Source organism: Nesterenkonia suensis (assembly GCF_054782935.1).
On record NZ_BAAGRN010000001.1, the window covers coordinates 243,294 to 260,889 of the forward strand.

The 17,596-nt window shown below is 68.7% G+C and carries 14 protein-coding genes and 1 riboswitch; of the genes, 6 read left to right on the forward strand and 8 right to left on the reverse strand.

The window, feature by feature from the left end; all coding sequences use genetic code 11:
* Positions 1 to 26 precede the first annotated feature (26 nt).
* Entirely contained in the window at positions 27 to 302 is a 276-nt protein-coding gene (locus ACYVKI_RS01050; protein WP_460688494.1) for a helix-turn-helix domain-containing protein, read from the reverse strand.
* 33 nt (positions 303 to 335) lie between these two features.
* On the opposite strand from ACYVKI_RS01050, the gene ACYVKI_RS01055 reads away from it, so the two are divergent.
* Entirely contained in the window at positions 336 to 596 is a 261-nt protein-coding gene (locus tag ACYVKI_RS01055) for a hypothetical protein (RefSeq protein ID WP_460688495.1), read from the forward strand.
* A 108-nt stretch (positions 597 to 704) separates the two neighbouring features.
* Here ACYVKI_RS01055 and ACYVKI_RS01060 read toward each other — a convergent pair whose 3' ends face one another.
* The 3 genes from ACYVKI_RS01060 to ACYVKI_RS01070 form a co-directional block, all read right to left on the reverse strand.
* The gene (locus ACYVKI_RS01060) at positions 705 to 2,333 is read right to left on the reverse strand and encodes an amidohydrolase (RefSeq protein ID WP_460688496.1); all 1,629 of its coding nucleotides are present in this window, start codon (positions 2,331 to 2,333) and stop codon (positions 705 to 707) included.
* Positions 2,334 to 2,529: 196 nt separating this feature from the next.
* Complete coding sequence (locus tag ACYVKI_RS01065) at positions 2,530 to 4,647, reverse strand: carbohydrate binding domain-containing protein (protein ID WP_460688497.1); 2,118 nt, start codon at positions 4,645 to 4,647, stop codon at positions 2,530 to 2,532.
* A 406-nt stretch (positions 4,648 to 5,053) separates the two neighbouring features.
* Positions 5,054 to 5,191 carry a hypothetical protein gene (locus ACYVKI_RS01070; protein WP_460688498.1) on the reverse strand — a complete coding sequence of 46 codons (138 nt, stop codon included), beginning with the start codon at positions 5,189 to 5,191 and terminating at the stop codon, positions 5,054 to 5,056.
* Between the two features lie 278 nt (positions 5,192 to 5,469).
* Between ACYVKI_RS01070 and ACYVKI_RS01075 the strand changes: the two genes are divergently transcribed.
* The 5 genes from ACYVKI_RS01075 (at position 5,470) to ACYVKI_RS01095 (ending at position 13,494) form a co-directional block, all read left to right on the forward strand.
* The gene (locus ACYVKI_RS01075; protein ID WP_460688499.1) at positions 5,470 to 6,516 is read left to right on the forward strand and encodes a DUF368 domain-containing protein; all 1,047 of its coding nucleotides are present in this window, start codon (positions 5,470 to 5,472) and stop codon (positions 6,514 to 6,516) included.
* Positions 6,517 to 6,602: 86 nt separating this feature from the next.
* Positions 6,603 to 6,715: riboswitch (glycine riboswitch) on the forward strand.
* 197 nt (positions 6,716 to 6,912) lie between these two features.
* Positions 6,913 to 9,885 (forward strand): aminomethyl-transferring glycine dehydrogenase, encoded by a 2,973-nt coding sequence (gcvP, locus tag ACYVKI_RS01080; RefSeq protein WP_460688500.1) that lies wholly within the window; start codon positions 6,913 to 6,915, stop codon positions 9,883 to 9,885.
* 110 nt (positions 9,886 to 9,995) lie between these two features.
* The gene (gene gcvT, locus ACYVKI_RS01085; RefSeq protein ID WP_460688501.1) at positions 9,996 to 11,171 is read left to right on the forward strand and encodes a glycine cleavage system aminomethyltransferase GcvT; all 1,176 of its coding nucleotides are present in this window, start codon (positions 9,996 to 9,998) and stop codon (positions 11,169 to 11,171) included.
* Positions 11,172 to 11,177: 6 nt separating this feature from the next.
* Positions 11,178 to 12,605 (forward strand): L-serine ammonia-lyase, encoded by a 1,428-nt coding sequence (locus tag ACYVKI_RS01090; protein ID WP_460688502.1) that lies wholly within the window; start codon positions 11,178 to 11,180, stop codon positions 12,603 to 12,605.
* Between the two features lie 85 nt (positions 12,606 to 12,690).
* Positions 12,691 to 13,494 carry a DeoR/GlpR family DNA-binding transcription regulator gene (locus ACYVKI_RS01095; protein WP_460688503.1) on the forward strand — a complete coding sequence of 268 codons (804 nt, stop codon included), beginning with the start codon at positions 12,691 to 12,693 and terminating at the stop codon, positions 13,492 to 13,494.
* Here the strand turns inward: ACYVKI_RS01095 and ACYVKI_RS01100 are convergent.
* The 4 genes from ACYVKI_RS01100 to ACYVKI_RS01115 form a co-directional block, all read right to left on the reverse strand.
* The gene (locus ACYVKI_RS01100; RefSeq protein ID WP_460688504.1) at positions 13,485 to 14,375 is read right to left on the reverse strand and encodes a class II fructose-bisphosphate aldolase; all 891 of its coding nucleotides are present in this window, start codon (positions 14,373 to 14,375) and stop codon (positions 13,485 to 13,487) included. The two genes, ACYVKI_RS01095 and ACYVKI_RS01100, sit on opposite strands and share 10 nt — an antisense overlap.
* On the reverse strand, positions 14,375 to 15,295 hold the full coding sequence (locus tag ACYVKI_RS01105) for a 1-phosphofructokinase family hexose kinase (protein ID WP_460688505.1): 921 nt from the start codon (positions 15,293 to 15,295) through the stop codon (positions 14,375 to 14,377). The genes ACYVKI_RS01100 and ACYVKI_RS01105 overlap by 1 nt, the downstream gene beginning before the upstream one ends.
* Positions 15,296 to 15,390: 95 nt before the next feature.
* A complete protein-coding gene (locus ACYVKI_RS01110; protein WP_460688506.1) occupies positions 15,391 to 16,308 on the reverse strand; it encodes an SIS domain-containing protein in 918 nt (305 codons plus the stop codon).
* The gene (locus tag ACYVKI_RS01115; RefSeq protein WP_460688507.1) at positions 16,305 to 17,582 is read right to left on the reverse strand and encodes a glycine C-acetyltransferase; all 1,278 of its coding nucleotides are present in this window, start codon (positions 17,580 to 17,582) and stop codon (positions 16,305 to 16,307) included. Before ACYVKI_RS01115 ends, ACYVKI_RS01110 begins: the two co-directional genes overlap by 4 nt.
* Positions 17,583 to 17,596 lie beyond the last annotated feature (14 nt).

Sequence of the window (17,596 nt, forward strand, 5' to 3'; positions counted from 1 at the left end):
TCTGTCTGCGCACGGGGGCGCCGCACTCAGCCGACGCCCGTCTTCGGTCCGTGCGTCAGACTCCAGACTCGCGCCGCCAGGTGCACGTCCAGGCTGCGCGGCGCCCGGTCCCACCCGTCCCCGAGGATCCGGCGGATGGACTGCAGCCGCTGCTTGACAGTGCTGCGGTGGAGGAACAGGGACTCAGCGGTCCGGTCGATGCGCCGGTCCGTCTCGAAATAGGTCGCCGCGGTGCGCAGCAGCTCGGTGCCCCGCGCCGCGTCATGGTCGATCAACGCGGCCACCAGGGCGGTCAGGGCCACCGGCTCCCCGCGGGCCTCCGCCTGCTCGGCGGCATGGACGACGGCACCGACGTCGCGATGGCGTTGACCCTGCTGGTCCAGGCCTACGTGAGCGTGCGGATCGGCATCATGGAGGCCCGCAGCCAGCGCGACCTGGGGATCGCCGGAGTGACCGCCGGAGTGACCGCCGGCGCCCCGGCCCTGCTCGGTGCGGCCTGGGGGCTCGGCGTCGGGATCCTGCTGTGCCTGGTCATCTACGGCCGTGACTTCTTCCGAGGGGAGAACGACGGCACCTTCGCCGAGGAGCAGACCTGATCTCGTACCTCCCGAGCTGCCTCCGCGGTTTGGGCCCTTATGATGCCGGAATCGGGCTCAAAAGGGCCCAAACCGCGGAAGCAACGTCATGAGTGGGGAGGGGGGGCGTCACGCCCAGTGGCGCACGCGTCCGCCGGTGATCACCCCGGCCACCGGGATGTGCGGCAGATCGGAGGGCGCGACGGCGAACGGATCCTCCCGCAGCACGGTGAAGTCGGCGAGCATCCCGGGGCGGACCTCCCCGGTCAGGTGCCCCATCCCGGCGGCATGGGCGGCCCCGGTGGTGAAGCCGGCGATCGCCTCGCCCACGCTGAGGCGTTCCTCAGGCTGCCAACCGCCCTCGGGCCTGCCGTCCGGCCTCTGGCGGGTGACCGCCGCGTGGATTCCGCCCAGCGGCGACGGCGGCTCCACCGGCGCATCCGAGCCGAAGGCGAGCGTGGCCCCGGCGTCGATCAGGGACCGCCAGGCGTAGGAGGCCAGCGGCCGGTCACCCATCAGGCGCTCGGCCAGCTCGAAGTCCGCGGTGGCATGCGGCGGCTGCATCGACGGCACCACACCCAGTGCCGCGAAGCGCCGCACATCCTCCACTGCGAGATGCTGGGCGTGCTCCACCCGGTGCACCAGCGGGGAGGAGGGCACGACGCCGGAACTCACCTGCTCCGCCAGCCACTGGTACGCGTCCAGGACCAGCTCATTGGCGCGGTCCCCGATCGCGTGGGTGGCCACGGCCAGCCCGGCGCTCGCGGACCGGACCAGCAGGTCGCGCAGCCCGGCCTCCTCGGTCACCGCGACCCCGTGCCCGTGCTCAGAACCTGCCAGCGGCTCATGCATCAGGCACGTGTGGGAGCCCAGGGCGCCGTCTGAGAAGATCTTCACCGGTCCGGTGCGCAGCCAGGCGTCGCCGGAGCCGGTGTAGCGCCCTTCGGTCAGCGCAACGTCCAGGTCAGGGGCGAGGACTGCCTTGGTGACCCGCATCCTCAACCGACCCGTCGCGTGCAGGGCGGCGAATCCGGCACGGACGTCCTCGCCGTCGAAGTCGTGCACACCGACCAGCCCCTGGGCCCAGAGCTGCCGCTGGGCGTGCTCCAGCTGGGCCGTGAGGTCTCCAGCGGCACCGGAGGCCAGGATCTGGTCCACCGCCCGCCCGGCAGACTCCCGCAGGATGCCGGTGAGCTGCCCGTCGACGTCGCGGTCGAAGCTTCCGCCTACCGGGTCCGGCGTGGAGGCGTCCAGCCTCAGGGCCTCCAGGGCGGCGGTATTGACCCACCAGGTGTGGGCGTCGGTGGAATGCAACGCGGTGGGGAAGCCGCCGGTGACGGAGTCGAGCGCTCGGCGGTCCGGCACCTGCGGGACCTCCCAGACGTTGTGGTCCCAGGCCTGTCCGAAGATCCATTGGGGCTGCTGCGGCCAGGTGCCCTCGGCCTTGGCGGCCTCCACCCGGTCTCGCAGGTGGGTCGCGACTCGCTGCAGGGCGGCCTCCAGAGAGGTGCAGTCCCGCAGGTCGGCGGAGAAGAAGCCGCGGGCGTAGAGCCCGGTGTGGACGTGGGAGTCCACGAATCCGGGCAGCACCACCGCGCCCTGCAGGTCGATGACCTCCTCGTCGGCGGCGAGATCGGGATGCAGCCGGGTGGTCTGTCCGACGGCGGCCACGCGTTCGCCACGGACCAGCACGGCGTCGCCGCGGGCCTCACCGATGCGGGCCGAGGGGATCACTCGGGCGTTCACGAAAAGCGTCACGCGATCACTCTAGCGACAGTGTGCCGGGGGACCGGAGGTCGACACTGTCGGCCACCGGATGGTCAGGTCCCCAGGCATGGGCAGGGCGGCGCCGGTGATCCCGACGCCGCCCGCTCCCGGCTCACGCGGCCGAAAGGCTCGGCACGCGTGAGTTCTCGTGCTCCGGTCCGGCGCTCAGCTCAGACCGGGCAGTCTCTCAGCAGGGGTTTCCGGCGGTGACTTCGCCGCCTGAGACCTGCTGCTCGCCGGCGGCGATACTGTAGTCCTGGTGGTCGTTGTTGTCCCAGTTCCCCGCGCCGTCGTTGAAGGCTGCGGTGATGCCGTCGGCGTTGTCCAGCTGGATGTCTGTGCGGAACCAGCCCTCGCAGGCCTCGGCCATCGCGACGCCCGGAACGTCCGTCCAGCCGCCGTCGCCCACCTGGTAGTGGATGCGCGGGTTCTCCCAGCCCGTCTCGTAGTACACGGTCAGGTCGGGGTCCTCGCCCGGGGCGGGCTGGGCCTCGCAGGGGTCGCCCTCGGCGAGTTGCCCGTCGGAGACCTGGATGATGCCGGAGCCGATCGTGTAGTCCTCACCGTCGTTGTTGTCCCAGGTGTCGCCGCCGTCATTGAACGCCGCGGTGATGGTGCGGGCGGTGCCGAGGTCGATCTCGGTGTGGGCCCAGCCCTCGCAGACCTCGGTCAGTGCTTCGCCCGGCGCCTCGGTCCATTCGCCCTCGCCCACCTGGTAGTGGACGTGCGGGGTCTCCCAGTCGGTGGCGTAGAACAGGGACAGCTCGCGATCCTCCGGAGGGGTCGAACCGTCGTCGTCGCCGTCGCCGCTGGCCGGGGTGGCGCCCACGTGCAGGGCCACGGCGGAGTCCGGGCCCACGTGGGCGCTGAAGGTGCCGTCGGCCGCCACGGTCACGGTCTCCCCGGAGCAACCCTCGGAGGTGGCGGAACCGGTGTAGACGTTGCAGTACTCGCCGGCCGGCAGGGAGGTCTGCCAGGTGTGCTGCACGCTGTTCGGGCCCCGGTTGGCCACCAGGAAGCCCTTGTCGTCCCGTCCGAAGGCCAGGGCGTGGGAGTCGTTGGTCCAGGTGTCGGTCACCGGAGCGTCTCCGACGGCGTTGCGGAACCCGACCATGTTGGCCACCTCGGTCTGGGCGTGGACGCAGGTCCAGTTCTCCTCGCCGCAGACGGCGTCGCGGATCCGACCGTCCTCGTGCTGCACGGGGCCGGCGTCGTAGTCGCTGAACGAGTAGCCGGAGTGCACGGCGGGCATGCCGTAGGGCCAGGCCAGCGTGAAGGCCTGGGCCAGGCGGTAGGTGTCCCCGTCCTTATAGCTCAGGGTCTCGCCGTTGCGTTCGGTGTCGTGGTTGTCCACGAAGGTGCCGGCGTGCTTGTCGGCGATGAAGCCGTCCCAGGTCTCACCGATGCCCTCGCCGGAGAGCAGCCAGTGGATGTCGCCGCCGTCGAAGGCCTCCTTGAGCTTCCGGCCCCAGGTGAACTCGTGGACGTCGCCCAGGTGCTGGTACTCCTCGGGCTGGATCGGCTCGCCGCCGCCGCGGATGACCTCGGACACCACGTAGATGTCGGTCAGGTCCACGCGGTCCAGGATGCCGGTGAGGTCATCGGCGGAGATGTGCTTGACCGCATCGATGCGGAAGCCCTCGACGCCGAGGCTGATCAGGTCTTCGAGGTGTTCAGCGATCCTGGCCTGGACGTAGTCGGCGCTGGTCTTCAGATCCGCCAGGCCGAGCAGGTCGCACTCCTGGACCTCCCAGCGGTTGGTGTAGTCCTGCACTTCGCAGCCGTGATCGTGGAAGTCGTCGGACGAGTAGGTCCCGGGATAGTTTGTGTGGGTGAACTCGCTGCCGGCCCAGCCCACACCTTCGTCCTGTCCCGTCATGTGGTTGATGACGACGTCGGCGATGACCTTCACCCCGGCGTCGTTGCAGGTGGAGACCATGTCCGCGAACTCCTCGCGGGTACCCAGTCGAGATTCGATCTGGTAGCTCACCGGCTGGTAGTGGGTCCACCACGGCTCACCGTGGATGTGCTCCTGGGCCGGTGAGGTCTGCACATAGCCGTAGCCGGCCGGGCCGAGGGTGTCACGGCATTCACGGGCGATGCTGTTCCACGTCCACTGGAACAGGACTGCGGTGGTCTCCTTGTGCTCGTCAGCGGCCCCCGTGGCCCCGGTGCGGACCTCGGGGAGGCGGTCGGTGTGGTGCGCGGAGTTCGGCGAGGCGTTCTCCGCGCCGCGGGCACCGGCATGATCGGCCGCGTTGTCGGAGGCCGGGGGCCCGCCGTCGAAGGCGGTGGCTGCGGGCATCGTGGCGGGTGCGAGCATCGCTCCGGCCAGCCCGAGTGCTCCGACTGATCTGAGCGCCTGTTTCCGCAAACGCTTCCAAAGCGAGTGCGGCACAGGTTCTGCCGTACTCTGTGTCGTCGTCATCTCTGCTATCTCCAAGGTGGTGGCGTCTCATTCCGCCGGGAATCGGAAGAGCCGCGTCGTCGCCGAACTGTCGGCGACCGCGTCGAGTCGACGTCTCTCTGTTGAAGATAGCGTGAATGTGATCCACATCGCAAGAGGATGTGGAAGCGCTTACAGAATGGATGGAGCAGCCCGGGCCGCGTGCTCCAGGCCTCCACGATGTCTGCGGTGAACAGTTCGCCGTCGGCGAGCCAGTCGATGCCCAGCGGCTCGGCGAGCCGTCCGATCACTTCCGGGTCGAGGATCAGGCCGAGGGCCCGGCGATGATGCAGCTCGGCAGCAGCAGCTTCTGGATGAACGGAACCTCCACGCGAAGGTGCTTGCCGAGCAGCATGATCGCCGCCAGCAGCACGATCGCGAACCCGATGGTCTGGGGACTCATCGTCGTCTCCTCTTCTCCCGTGCCACGGGTGGCTCGAGCGCCGCCGCGCTCCGGTTGCGCGCAGGTGGTCGTCCTCGCCGGGAGACGCCGGGTCGACGGCGTAGACTGGCTCCGCCGTCCGCACCGGGCGTGACGGGCAGTCCGCTGTCGTGGCGCATCCCGGGGAGCCCCAGGCCAGTTGTCTCCTGGCAGGGGGCCTCAGGGTTGAGTGATCCGTGTCGCGTGACCTGGCTGACAGGCCCGGCGCCACAGTCTCAGGCCTGAAAGTCGAGTTATCCATGTCATCCAGCCCCTCTGCCGCAGAGCCCCCCGGGCACTCCTCCGCCGACGCCTCGGACCCCGTCGTCGACACGCCGGAGCAGCGTCGCACCACCATGGTGGGGGACCTCATCCGCGGCGCACTGATCGGCACCGTGGAGACCGTCCCCGGGGTCTCGGGCGGCACAGTCGCACTCGTCGTCGGCATCTATGCGCAGCTGATCGACTCGGCCTCACACGTCGTCTCGGCCGGACGCCGTCTCCTCACCGGCCCCGAACGCGTGGCCGGGACGCGCGAGCACCTGGCCGCCGTGCGCTGGAAGCTGGTGATCCCGGTGCTGATCGGCATGGCGCTGGCGGTGTTCACCATCGCCGGGCCCATGGCCGACGCCGTGGAGAACCATCCTGAGGCCACCCGTGCGGCCTTCTTCGGCATGGTGCTGGCCTCCATCGCTGTGCCGCTGCGCATGGCGCTGCACACCAGCGGTGCGGAGAGGGCGGGAACCGAGCGGGCGGGATACCGTCGCCGGTGGAGCCTGCGGGTGATGAGCTGGCGTCACCTGACCGCCGGACTGGTGGCCGCCGCCGTGACCTTCTGGCTGGTCTCGGTGCCACCCACCGCCGTGGAGGCGAGCCCGGTGACCATCGTCCCGGCCGCCGCCGTCGCCGTCTCCGCCCTGCTGCTCCCGGGGCTCTCCGGCTCCTTCCTGCTGCTGACCTTCGGCCTCTACGAGCCCACGCTGCGCGCAGTGGAGGAACGGGATCTCGGGTACCTCGCGCTCTTCGCCACAGGGATGGTCATCGGGGTGATCGTCCTGGTGAAGCTGCTCCAGTGGCTGCTGGAGCACCGCCACCGCATCACCATGGTGGTGCTGGCCGGGGTGATGCTCGGCGCACTGCGCACGTTGTGGCCCTGGCAGGATGCCGACCGCGGTCTGCTCGCCCCGACGGGAGACCTGCTGCCGATCGTCGGACTGGCGGTGGCCGGATTCGCCGTGGTGACCGTGCTGGTGATCCTCGACGCCCGACTCGTGGCCAAGCAGGAGCGCGAGGCCCGTTCCACCTGAACCGTGGTCCCCGGGTCAGCCGCAGGGGAGTGAACCTCACCCGAGGCGCCAGGTACGATGGGCCACAAGTCAACTGAATACGCCATGTCCCCTGTGTGGGAGAGTCCGGAGACCGCCCCTCTCATGGTGGGCGGCGTCGGCGCCGAAGGAGCAACATCCTCCCCAGGAATCTCTCAGGCACCCGTACCGTGCAGGGGTGGCGACTCTGGAAAGCAGGACCCCGACGCCCGGCCGCAGGATCCGGCCGCGACGGCGGTTCCTCACCCACGGTGCAAGCCCGCGTCCGACGGCGACTCCTCGCCTCGGAGAGCAGGTCAAACTCTCAGGTTTCCTACAGAGCTCGGGGAGGGACGTGACCCTGTCCACCCCTGTACGTTCCGGAAGGAATCCTCCCCGATGACCAGCACTCTCAGCCCCGACGGCGGCGTCAGCCCCGCCTTCTCCGTACCGGAGGGCTTCGCCTCCCGGCACATCGGCCCCACCACCGAGGCTGCCGAGACCATGCTGGACGCCTTGGGGCACCGGTCCCTGGCCGAGCTGGTCGACGCCGCCGTCCCCGACTCCATCCGCCAGGCTCGTCCGCTGCAGCTGCCCGCCGCCCTTTCCGAGGCCGAAGCTCTGGAGGCGCTGCGCGATTATGCCCGACGGAACACCGTGAAGACTCAGATGATCGGGCAGGGCTTCTACGGCACCCACACTCCGCAGGTGATCCTGCGCAACGTGCTGGAGAACCCGGCCTGGTACACCGCGTACACGCCGTACCAGCCGGAGATCTCCCAGGGGCGGTTGGAGGCGCTGCTGAACTTCCAGACCATGGTGGCCGACCTGACCGGCCTGGACATCGCCAACGCCTCCCTGCTGGACGAGGCCTCCGCCGTCGCGGAGGCGATCCTGCTGATGCGCCGGACGAACAAGAAGAAGGCCTCCGGGATCATCGTCCTCGACGCCGACACGTTCCCGCAGACCCGTGAGGTCGTCACCGGCCGCGCCGAGGCACTGGGCATCGACGTGCAGATCATCGACCTGGCCGCCGAGGGCCTGCCCGCAGGTGAGCTGTGCGGCGTGGTGGTCCAGCAGCCCGGCGACTCCGGCGCCGTCGTCGACCACACCGCGCTGATCACCGAGGCCAAGGAGCGCGGGGCGATGGTCACCGTGGCCGCCGATCTGCTGGCCCTGACCCTGATCACCTCGCCCGGCGAACAGGGCGCCGACATCGCCGTCGGCAGCTCCCAGCGCTTCGGGGTGCCGCTGTTCTTCGGGGGTCCGCACGCCGCCTACATGGCCGTCCGCTCCGGCCTGCAGCGTCAGCTGCCCGGCCGGCTGGTGGGCGTCTCCCACGACGCCGAGGGTCGCCCCGCCTACCGGCTGGCCCTGCAGACCCGCGAGCAGCACATCCGCCGGGAGAAGGCGACCTCCAACATCTGCACCGCTCAGGCGCTGCTGGCCGTGGCGGCCTCCATGTACGGCGTCTACCACGGCCCCGAGGGGCTGCGCCGCATCGCCGCACGCGTCCACGGCCACGCCCGGGCCCTGGCCGCCGGGCTGCAGGCCGGCCGACGTCGGCTGGTCAGTGCGTCCTTCTTCGACACTGTGCAGGTCAGCCTGGACCTCGAGGCCGAGGCCGAGCACGTGATGTTCGCCGCGGAGGAGGCCGGGATCAACCTGCGCCGGGTGGACGAGACCACGGTGGGCATCAGCGTGGACGAGACCACGACCGCGGCGCATGTGGACGCAGTGCTGCGGGCCTTCGGTGCTCCGACGGAGGCCTCAGAAGGCGCGTCGGTCGGCTCTGCGGTCGGCTCTGTGGACGGCTCTGCGGCCAGCACTTCCGGCGACGGCACGGCGTTCCCCGAGTCGCTGCGCCGCACCAGCGAGTTCATGACCCACCCGATCTTCCACGAGGTCCGCTCGGAGACGCAGATGATGCGGTATCTGCGGAAGCTCGCCGACCGGGACCTGGCTCTGGACCGCACCATGATCCCGCTGGGCTCCTGCACCATGAAGCTCAACGCCGCCACGGAGATGGAGGCCATCTCTTGGCCCGAGTTCGCCGGCATCCACCCCTACGCACCGGCCGAGCAGGCCGCCGGGTGGCGGGCGCTCATCGAGGACCTGGAGGCGAAGCTGACCGCGGTGACCGGCTATGCCGCCGTCTCGATCCAGCCCAACGCGGGCTCCCAGGGGGAGTACGCCGGGCTGCTGGCGATCCGGCAGTACCACCTGGCCCATGGCGACGCCGACAGGGACATCTGTCTCATCCCTGCCTCCGCGCACGGGACCAACGCCTCCTCGGCCGTGCTGGCCGGACTGCAGGTGGCCGTCGTCGCCACCGCGGAGGACGGCACCATCGAGATGTCCGACCTGCAGGCGAAGATCGCCCAACATCCGGACCGGATCGCCGCGATCATGCTCACCTACCCCTCCACCCACGGGGTCTACGAGGCCGACGTCCGGGAGGTCTGCCGCACCGTGCACGAGGCCGGCGGCCAGGTCTATGTGGACGGCGCCAACCTCAATGCGCTGGTCGGCCTCGCCGAGCCGGGGGAGTTCGGCGGGGACGTCAGCCACCTGAACCTGCACAAGACCTTCTGCATCCCGCACGGCGGCGGCGGTCCCGGTGTCGGTCCGGTGGGCGTGGCCGAGCACCTCAAGCCTTTCCTGCCCAGCACCGCGGTGGGCGGGGCCGGGGGCAACGGCGCCGGCACCGACGCCGCCAGCCGCGGCGGCGCCCCGGTGACCTCCACCCCCTACGGCTCGGCAGGGGTGCTGCCCATCTCTTGGGCGTATCTCGCGATGATGGGCGCCGAGGGACTGACCAGCGCCACCGCCCACGCCCTGCTGAGTGCGAACTACATCTCCCGGCGCCTGGCGGAGCACTTCCCGACCCTCTACACGGGCGAGGGGGACCTGGTGGCCCACGAGTGCATCCTGGACCTGCGTGAGCTGACCAAGCGTTCCGGGATCACCGCCGAAGACGTGTGCAAACGGCTCATCGACTACGGCTTCCACGCCCCGACGCTGGCCTTCCCGGTCAATGGGACCTTGATGGTGGAGCCCACGGAGTCAGAGGATCTGGCGGAGATCGACCGGTTCATCGAGGCGATGATCGCCATCCACGCTGAGATCCAGCAGGTCATCAGCGGCGAGCTGAGCGCCGACGACTCGCCGCTGCGGCACGCTCCGCACCCGGCCGCCGTCGTCGCCTCGGACGAGTGGGACCGCGCCTACCCCCGGCAGCAGGGGGCCTTCCCGGTGTCCGGTGTGCTGCAGGACAAGTACTTCCCGCCGGTGAGCCGCATCGACGGCGCCCACGGGGACCGCAACCTGGTGTGCAGCTGCCCGCCGCCGGAGGCGTTCGAGATCAGCTGACGGCCGCTGACACCGATGCACCCGCACAGATCGTCTCTCGGTGAGAGATCGTCGTTGGATTCAGGGACGATCTCTCACCGCAGGACGATGAACTGATCAGGAGACCTTCCATGACTGAGACCATCCCGCAACAGACGACGACGTCGGCGGGCTCCCAGCTGCGCGAGACCGCCCTGGCCGCGGAGCATGAGGCGCTCGGCGCCAGCTTCACCGACTTCGGCGGCTGGCGCATGCCCCTGAAGTACACCTCCGAGCTCACCGAACACCGGGCGGTGCGGGAGACCGCCGGACTCTTCGACCTCTCCCATATGGGAGAGATCCGCGTGGCCGGCCCCGACGCCGCCACCTACCTGAACACCGCGTTGGTGGGGAACCTGGCCACGGTGAAGGTCGGCAAGGCCAAGTACTCGCTGATCTGCGCGCCCGACGGCGGCATCCTCGACGACCTCATCGGCTACCGCATCACCGAGGACGAATATCTGATCGTCCCCAACGCCGGCAACCGGGAGACCGTCTATGCTGCGATGGCCGAACGTGCGACCGGCTTCGACGTCGACGTCTGGGACGAATCCGAGGCGATCAGCCTCATCGCCGTCCAGGGGCCGAACGCGGAGGCCATAGTCTCCTCCCTGGTGCGCCTGGACGAGACCACCATCGTGGAGAACCTGCCCTACTACGCGGCGGACACCGTGACGATCGGCGGCGAGGAGATCCTGCTGGCCCGCACCGGGTACACCGGCGAGGACGGCTTCGAGATGTTCCTGCGCGACGACAAGGCCGGTGCCCTGTGGCGGGCGCTGCTCAGCCGAGGCGAGGAGTACGGGCTCGCCCCCTGTGGACTGGCCTGCCGCGATTCGCTGCGCCTGGAGGCCGGCATGCCGCTCTACGGCAACGAGCTCTCCACCGAGCGGGTCAGCTTCGAGGTGGGACTGCCCGTGGTCTCGTTCGCCAAGGAGGAGGATTTCGTGGGCCGCGCCGCTCTGGAGCAGGCGAAGGCGGAGGGCCGCGGGAAGACCACGGGGCAGCGGCTCGTCGGGCTGAAGGGCCTCGGGCGCCGTGCCGGACGGACGGGCTATCCGGTCCTCGCCGCGGAGGGGGAGCGCACCGGTCAGCAGGTCGGCGAGGTGACCTCTGGTCAGCCCAGCCCGACCCTGGGCCGCCCGATCGCGATGGCCTATGTGGACGTGGCCTTCAGCGAACCTGGCACGCGGCTGGACGTCGATGTGCGCGGTAAGGCGCAGCCCTTCGAAGTCGTCCAGCTGCCCTTCTACCGCAGGGAGAAGTGATCCGTCATGGCGATCAGTGTGTTTGATCTGTTCAGTGTGGGGATCGGTCCCTCGTCCTCGCATACGGTGGGGCCGATGCGGGCTGCGCGGCGGTTCGTGGTCGAGGAGCTGCCTGCGGGGGAGGGCCTGGGCGGGCTCGCGGAGGTCCGGGTGGATCTCTATGGTTCCCTGGCCGCCACCGGGCAGGGCCACGGTACCTTCGACGCCGTGCTGCTGGGCCTGGAGGGCTGGGACGCGGAGGAGATCCTTCCCCGTCAGGTCGATGACCGGCTGGCCGATATGCGCGCCACCGGGACGGTCCGGGTGGCCGAGCAGGTGGGGCGACGTCGTGACGTCGCGCTGCGTACCGAGGATCTGGTGCTGAGGCCCCTGACCTTCCTGCCGCAGCACAGCAACGGAATGGCCATCACAGCCCTCGACGACGACGGCGGCGTCCTGGCCGAGCAGACGTACTTCTCCATCGGGGGAGGGTTCGTGGTCACCGCCGCGGAGGCGGAGGCCGCCTCTCTGGGTGAGGCGGTGGAGTCGGCGACCTCGGCCCAGGCTGCGGTGCCGTACCCGTTCACCACGGCCGCGGAGCTGATGGACCATTGCCGGGATGCCGGGCTGTCGGTCTCTGAGGTGATGATGGCCAATGAGACTGCCGTCCGCAGTGAGGATCAGGTCCGTGCCGGGGTGCTGCACATCTGGGAGGTCATGGAGGAGTGCAAGAACTCTGCGCTGGGTCGGCTAGGTGTCCTGCCCGGGGGTCTGAAGGTCCGACGTCGTGCGCCTGACTGGCATGCTCAGCTGACGGAGAAGGATCCTGAGCGTTCCCACGCCTACTGGCAGGAGTGGGTGAACCTGGTGGCGTTGGCCGTGAATGAGGAGAACGCCTCTGGCGGGCGGGTGGTCACTGCCCCGACCAATGGGGCGGCCGGGATCATCCCTGCGGTGGGCTTCTATGCGACCCATTACGGGCCCGGTGGGAGCTATGCCGCGCGGGAAGAGCGCGATGAGATCGTGGTGCGGTATCTGCTCACTGCCTCCGCGATCGGGGTGCTGTATAAGGAGCAGGCCTCGATCTCTGGTGCGGAGGTCGGCTGCCAGGGAGAAGTGGGATCGGCGTCCTCGATGGCGGCTGCTGGGCTGTGTGAGGTGCTCGGGGGGAGCCCGGAGCAGGTGGAGAACGCTGCCGAGATCGCGATGGAGCACAACTTGGGGTTGACCTGTGATCCTATCTCAGGTCTGGTGCAGGTGCCGTGCATCGAGCGTAATGCGATCGCGGCCACCAAGGCGGTCAATGCGGCGCGGATGGCGCTGATGGGGGACGGTTCGCACCGGGTCAGTCTTGACGAGGTGATCGTGACGATGCGTGAGACGGGTGCGGATATGTCCTCGAAGTACAAGGAGACGGCCCAGGGTGGGCTGGCGGTCAACGTCATCGAATGCTGAGGCCGGTGCTCTCGCGAGGATCGCCTCAGTCACGAGCTGAGGGGACCCTGATAGTGTCCAATCGTGATGTCAGGCTCGCTCCCGGATGGAGGCTCGTGCAGTGAAACGATATGACCGCCTCCACGGGATCATGGAGCTGGTTGCTGCGCGAGGATCGGTGGACGTGACTGACATCGCGGAGGAAATGGGAGTATCTGTGGCCACCGTTCGGCGAGATCTGGATCATCTCGCCGAACAGCAACTGATTCGACGTACCCGCGGCGGTGCCGTGTCCCATGACAGTGTCTCGTACGAGTTGCCGCTGAGATATCGGACGGGCCAACGAGCCGCAGAGAAGCAGCGGATCGGTCAGCGGGCTGCGGGGCTAGTCACGCCGGGCATGGTAGTTGGGGTCAACGGCGGCACTACGACGATCGAGGTAGCACGCGCCTTGGGAGCCCGTGCTGACCTGCTGTCTCCCGACAGCAGCCCGGCCCTCACAATGGTGACGAATGCGGTGAACATCGCCTATGAGCTCTCAGTGCGGCCGCACGTCAAGCTCTTGATGACTGGTGGGGTGGCCCGTCCCCAGACGTACGAACTGGTTGGACCGTTCGCGGAGGACACCGTGGATGCGCTGACGCTTGATCTCGCCTTCATCGGCGCTGACGGCATCGAACCAGATTTCGGGATCAGCGCCCGTGACGAGCAGGAAGCACGCGTCAATGGGGCGTTCGTGAAGAACGCCCAGCTCGTAGTTGTGGTGGTCGACAGCACCAAACTGGGTCAGCGCGGATTCGTCCGCATCTGCCAGGTCGCTGACGTGGACATCGTGGTGACTGACACGGGAGCGAATCCCGCGAATGTGCAGTACCTCGTTGATGCCGGAATCCAGGTCCTCTACGTGTGATCCCAGTCTGACCCCGACGGTGCTGCAGCAGCAGGCACGAGACCTGCGGGCGGCTCGATCTCCCTCAGCATCCGAGCTGCCTCGGCCGTGACGGCCTCCCGGCCTGGAAGGACATACTTCCGGGGGTCATGCAGAGCAGGCTGATCAGCAAGGTGGGCGCGCAGCGCCTGAGTGAAGATCCTGTTGAGATGTGTGGAGATGTTGATCTTCCGTATCCCGGCGGCGATGGCGGACTTCAGATCGGTCTCACGAACACCGGAGGACCCGTGGAGCACCAGCGGCACGGGTACCGCGTCGGCCAGGCGAGCGATGAGATCGAAGTCGAGCTGAGCCTCGCGGGTGAGCATCGCATGGGAGCTGCCGACCGCGACGGCCAGGGAGTCCACTCCCGTGGAGGCGACGAAGTCTCGAGCCGCGCGGGGATCTGTGCGCGCGGTGGGGGAGTGGACCCCGTCCTTCCCCCCGATCTCGCCGAGTTCGGCCTCCACCGAGACTCCTGCAGTGTGGCATGCGGTGACGATCCCGGCTGTCATCGATGAGTTCATCCGGTCCCCGAGGGCAGAGCCGTCATACATGACGGAGTCGAACCCGAGATCGACTGCTTCACGGATGAGATCGGTGTCATCAGCGTGGTCCAGATGGACTGACACAGGCACCCGCGCCTGCCTCGCAAGCTCCACCGTGGCAGCTCCGATCGGTGCCAGCGACCCGTGGTAGCGCACACAGTTCTGACTGATCTGGAGGATCACGGGGCGCCTGGCCTCCTCCGCCGCGGTCACGAGAGCTTCGGCCGTCTCCAGAAGCACCACATTGAACGCCAGCAGGGCCGTTCCTGCGGCTGTCGCGTGCTCCAGGTGTGTGCGGATGTGTTGGTGGGGCATCAGAAGTCTCCCGGCGTCGAGGTCGGTACGGTGTCGAGAAGCGTGCGAAAGGTCGTTGGTGAGATCACACCGGCCACGGGCTCGAGGACGGCGCTGGCTCCGGCAGCCGCTGCGGCGGCGAGCGCTTCAGGGATGTCGGTCTCGAGCTGACATCGTCGATGCAGATAGGCCGCCAGTGCCGCGTCCCCAGCTCCAGTGGTGTTCCCTGCGATGCCCGGCACCGCAGGCTGGTGCGTCACTGCATCGGCGGTCACGTGGAGGAAGCCCTGGCGCCCGCGTGACACCAGGACCGCGCCTGCTCCGCGCCGGATCAGCTCACGAGCGTTGAGGAGGGGACCGGAGCCGGGGAGGCAGTCGGCGAGCTCGTCCAGGTTCGGTGCGAGCAGGTCAGCACGGGCGTGGGCCGCGTGGAGCAGGTTCTCGCCGGATGTGTCCACCACGACCTGGGACTGCCCCCGGACCGCTTGGATCAGGTGGCCCAGATCGGTGCCGGACACACCCGGGGGCAGGCTCCCTGAGATCACGACGGCGCAGGCATGCCTGCTGCGCCGAGCTGCAGCACGGACGAGCAAGTTCCACTCCGAGGCATCGACCAGGGGACCGGCTTCGGAGAAGTTCGTGGTGGATCCGTCCGACTCCACGACGGCGAGGGTCTGCCGTGTGCTGCCGGACAGCGGGATCACCTCTGCCGGGACCTCCCGGTGGTGGAGGTCGCACATGAGTTCGTCGCCTGCGGCGCCTCCGAGAGGAAGTAGCGCCAGGCTCCGGCTGTCGAGGGCGGCGAGGACCGAGCTGACGTTGAGTCCCTTGCCGCCCGCCCGACGGCTCACCTGCGGTACTCGGTGGGTAGACCCGGACTGCAGCCGATCGATCCGATACGTCAGATCCAGTGCTGGATTCGGGGTGATGGTCAGGAACATCGGTCTCCCTCTGCTGGTCATCTCTGCGGACTCCGGAGCCGGGCTCCGCGGTGTCGGGCCGAGGCCGTCGCAGAGCTGCGGCCCCGATCGGAGTCTCAGGCGGAGGGGCTCTCGTCCAGGACCACGGACCGGCTGAGATTCCGTGGGTTGTCGGGGTCGAGTCCGCGTCGGCAGGCCATGGAGACGGCGAACCGCTGCGCCACGATCAGCTGGGCCAGCGGGTCCAGGCCAGAGTGGTTGATGTGGTCGGCGCCGGTGGCGGAGACCTCGTCACCGAGGCCCGCGGGAAGCGCCCCGAAGGTCCACACGCCTCGTCCAGGTTCCGCGATCGCCTTGGGGCCGTGACGGTACTCCATGGAGGCATACGACTCCGTCCACAGCTGCGCGGCCTCGCGGCACTTCAACGCGGCCTCCTCGGCGAGACCGGTGGTCCACTCCGAACCCAGGAAGCTCACCTGGTGGAGGTGGAGCAGAGCATCGACATCGATGTCCATCGCGGTGTCCGCATCGTGGATGGCGGCGGTGAGATCTTCTCCGAGAGTGGCTCGGAGGAAGGCCAGCACGGTCGTCGCGAATCGCGTCTGGACGACGGATCGTTCGTCCGCGTAGGGGAAGGTGATGACGTCCTGGGACGCATGGACCACAGGTGAGCCCGGCACTCCCGTCAGGGCCAGCGTGGGACTGTCGACCTCCCGCAGGAGATCGATGACCTCCGTGGTCGTGCCTGAACGCGTGATGCCGACGACCCTGTCATAGGATCCCCGCCGGGAGGGCGGGAACTCGGACGCAGGGAAGGCATCGGTCTCTCCGTGACCCGAGGACTCGCGCAGACGGGCGTAGGCCATCGCGATGTAGTAGGAGGTGCCGCAGCCGACGACGGCAACGGACTCTCCTCGCCGCGGCGTGGTCGCGGTGGTCGTCTCTGCGGTCTGGACGGCCTGTCGCCACGTCGTCGGCTGGGACAGGATCTCCTGGCCGGTGATGGTGGCGAGGGGCTGGACGGGGGAGATCATGGTCTCTCGCTCTCAGTGGTGGGTCGGGTCTGGACAGAGGCAACAGGGGCATGGGGCTGGTCGGAGAGGGCGTTCCTCCTGGATTCGACGAAGGCTCGCACACAGGTCTCGATGTCGTCGCTGGTGTGGATCGAGGAGATCTGGACTCGGATCCTCGCTTCTCCATGGGGGACGACAGGGTGGCTGAAGGACGTCACGTAGACACCGCGGAGCATGAGGTCCTCGGCGATGGCGCTCGTGACGATCGGGTCATGGAACATGACGGCGATAATGGGATGATCTCCATCCAGCAGCTCGAAGCCCTCCTCACCCATGCGCCGACGGAACAGGGCGGCGTTCTCATGCAGCCGCTGGCGAGGCTCGGTCGCGGTGGCCACCAGCTTGAGGCCCTGAGCCGCAGCGCCGACCATCGCCGGTGCCATGGAGTTGGAGAACAGGTAGGGGCGAGCCCGTTGACGGATCACCTGGATGATGCCGGCAGGACCGGCGACGTAGCCCCCCGACGCACCACCGAGTGCCTTGCCGAAGGTCCCGGTGCAGATGTCGACCCTGTCCGAGACGCCGAAGTGCTCTGGGGTTCCGGCCCCGGTCCGCCCCATGATCCCGACGGCGTGCGAGTCATCGACCATCACGAGAGCGCCGAACTCCTCCGCCAGGGTGCATATCTCGGGCAGCGGAGCGAGGTATCCGTCCATCGAGAAGACCCCGTCGGTCACGATGAGCGTGCGCCGCGGCCCGGCGCCGTCGTTCATGCTCCGGGACCGGTGGAGCTGCGAGCGCAGGTCGTCGAGGTCTCGATTGGCATAGCGGAAGCGGTGAGCCTTCGAGAGCCGGATGCCGTCGATGATCGATGCGTGGTTCAGAGAGTCGGAGACCACCGCATCCCGGTGATCGAGCAGCGAGGCGAAGACTCCGCCGTTGGCGTCGAAGCACGAGGGGAAGAGCACCGTGTCCTCGACACCGAGCATGGTCGAGACGAGCCGTTCCAGGTCCAGGTGGATGTCCTGGGTGCCGCAGATGAATCGCACGGACGCCATGCCAAGCCCTCGCTCGTCCAGAGCGGACTTGGCGGCCGCCACCAGGCGGGGGTCATCGGCCAGGCCCAGGTAGTTGTTCGCGCAGAAGTTCAGCACCGTTGTGGGAGCCTGCTCAGGCGACTCGCTGGTGACGAGGTGCGTGTTCTGGGTTGAGTGGATCCTGCGCTCGTGCTTGTAGAGTCCGGAGCGCCGCATGGTGGACAGCTCCTGATCCAGTTGGTCCTTGAAGGTGTACATGGGTGTGTCCTTCG

Excerpts from the sequence above, each read along its gene's own strand:
- ACYVKI_RS01055 (WP_460688495.1), top strand. The coding sequence starts at position 336 with ATGGACGACGGCACCGACGTCGCGATGGCGTTGACCCTGCTGGTCCAG.
- ACYVKI_RS01065 (WP_460688497.1), bottom strand. The coding sequence starts at position 4,647 with ATGCCCGCAGCCACCGCCTTCGACGGCGGGCCCCCGGCCTCCGACAAC.
- ACYVKI_RS01070 (WP_460688498.1), bottom strand. The coding sequence starts at position 5,191 with ATGAGTCCCCAGACCATCGGGTTCGCGATCGTGCTGCTGGCGGCGATC.
- ACYVKI_RS01075 (WP_460688499.1), top strand. The coding sequence starts at position 5,470 with ATGTCATCCAGCCCCTCTGCCGCAGAGCCCCCCGGGCACTCCTCCGCC.
- gcvP (WP_460688500.1), top strand. The coding sequence starts at position 6,913 with ATGACCAGCACTCTCAGCCCCGACGGCGGCGTCAGCCCCGCCTTCTCC.
- gcvT (WP_460688501.1), top strand. The coding sequence starts at position 9,996 with ATGACTGAGACCATCCCGCAACAGACGACGACGTCGGCGGGCTCCCAG.
- ACYVKI_RS01090 (WP_460688502.1), top strand. The coding sequence starts at position 11,178 with ATGGCGATCAGTGTGTTTGATCTGTTCAGTGTGGGGATCGGTCCCTCG.
- ACYVKI_RS01095 (WP_460688503.1), top strand. The coding sequence starts at position 12,691 with ATGGAGGCTCGTGCAGTGAAACGATATGACCGCCTCCACGGGATCATG.
- ACYVKI_RS01100 (WP_460688504.1), bottom strand. The coding sequence starts at position 14,375 with ATGCCCCACCAACACATCCGCACACACCTGGAGCACGCGACAGCCGCA.
- ACYVKI_RS01105 (WP_460688505.1), bottom strand. The coding sequence starts at position 15,295 with ATGTTCCTGACCATCACCCCGAATCCAGCACTGGATCTGACGTATCGG.
- ACYVKI_RS01110 (WP_460688506.1), bottom strand. The coding sequence starts at position 16,308 with ATGATCTCCCCCGTCCAGCCCCTCGCCACCATCACCGGCCAGGAGATC.
- ACYVKI_RS01115 (WP_460688507.1), bottom strand. The coding sequence starts at position 17,582 with ATGTACACCTTCAAGGACCAACTGGATCAGGAGCTGTCCACCATGCGG.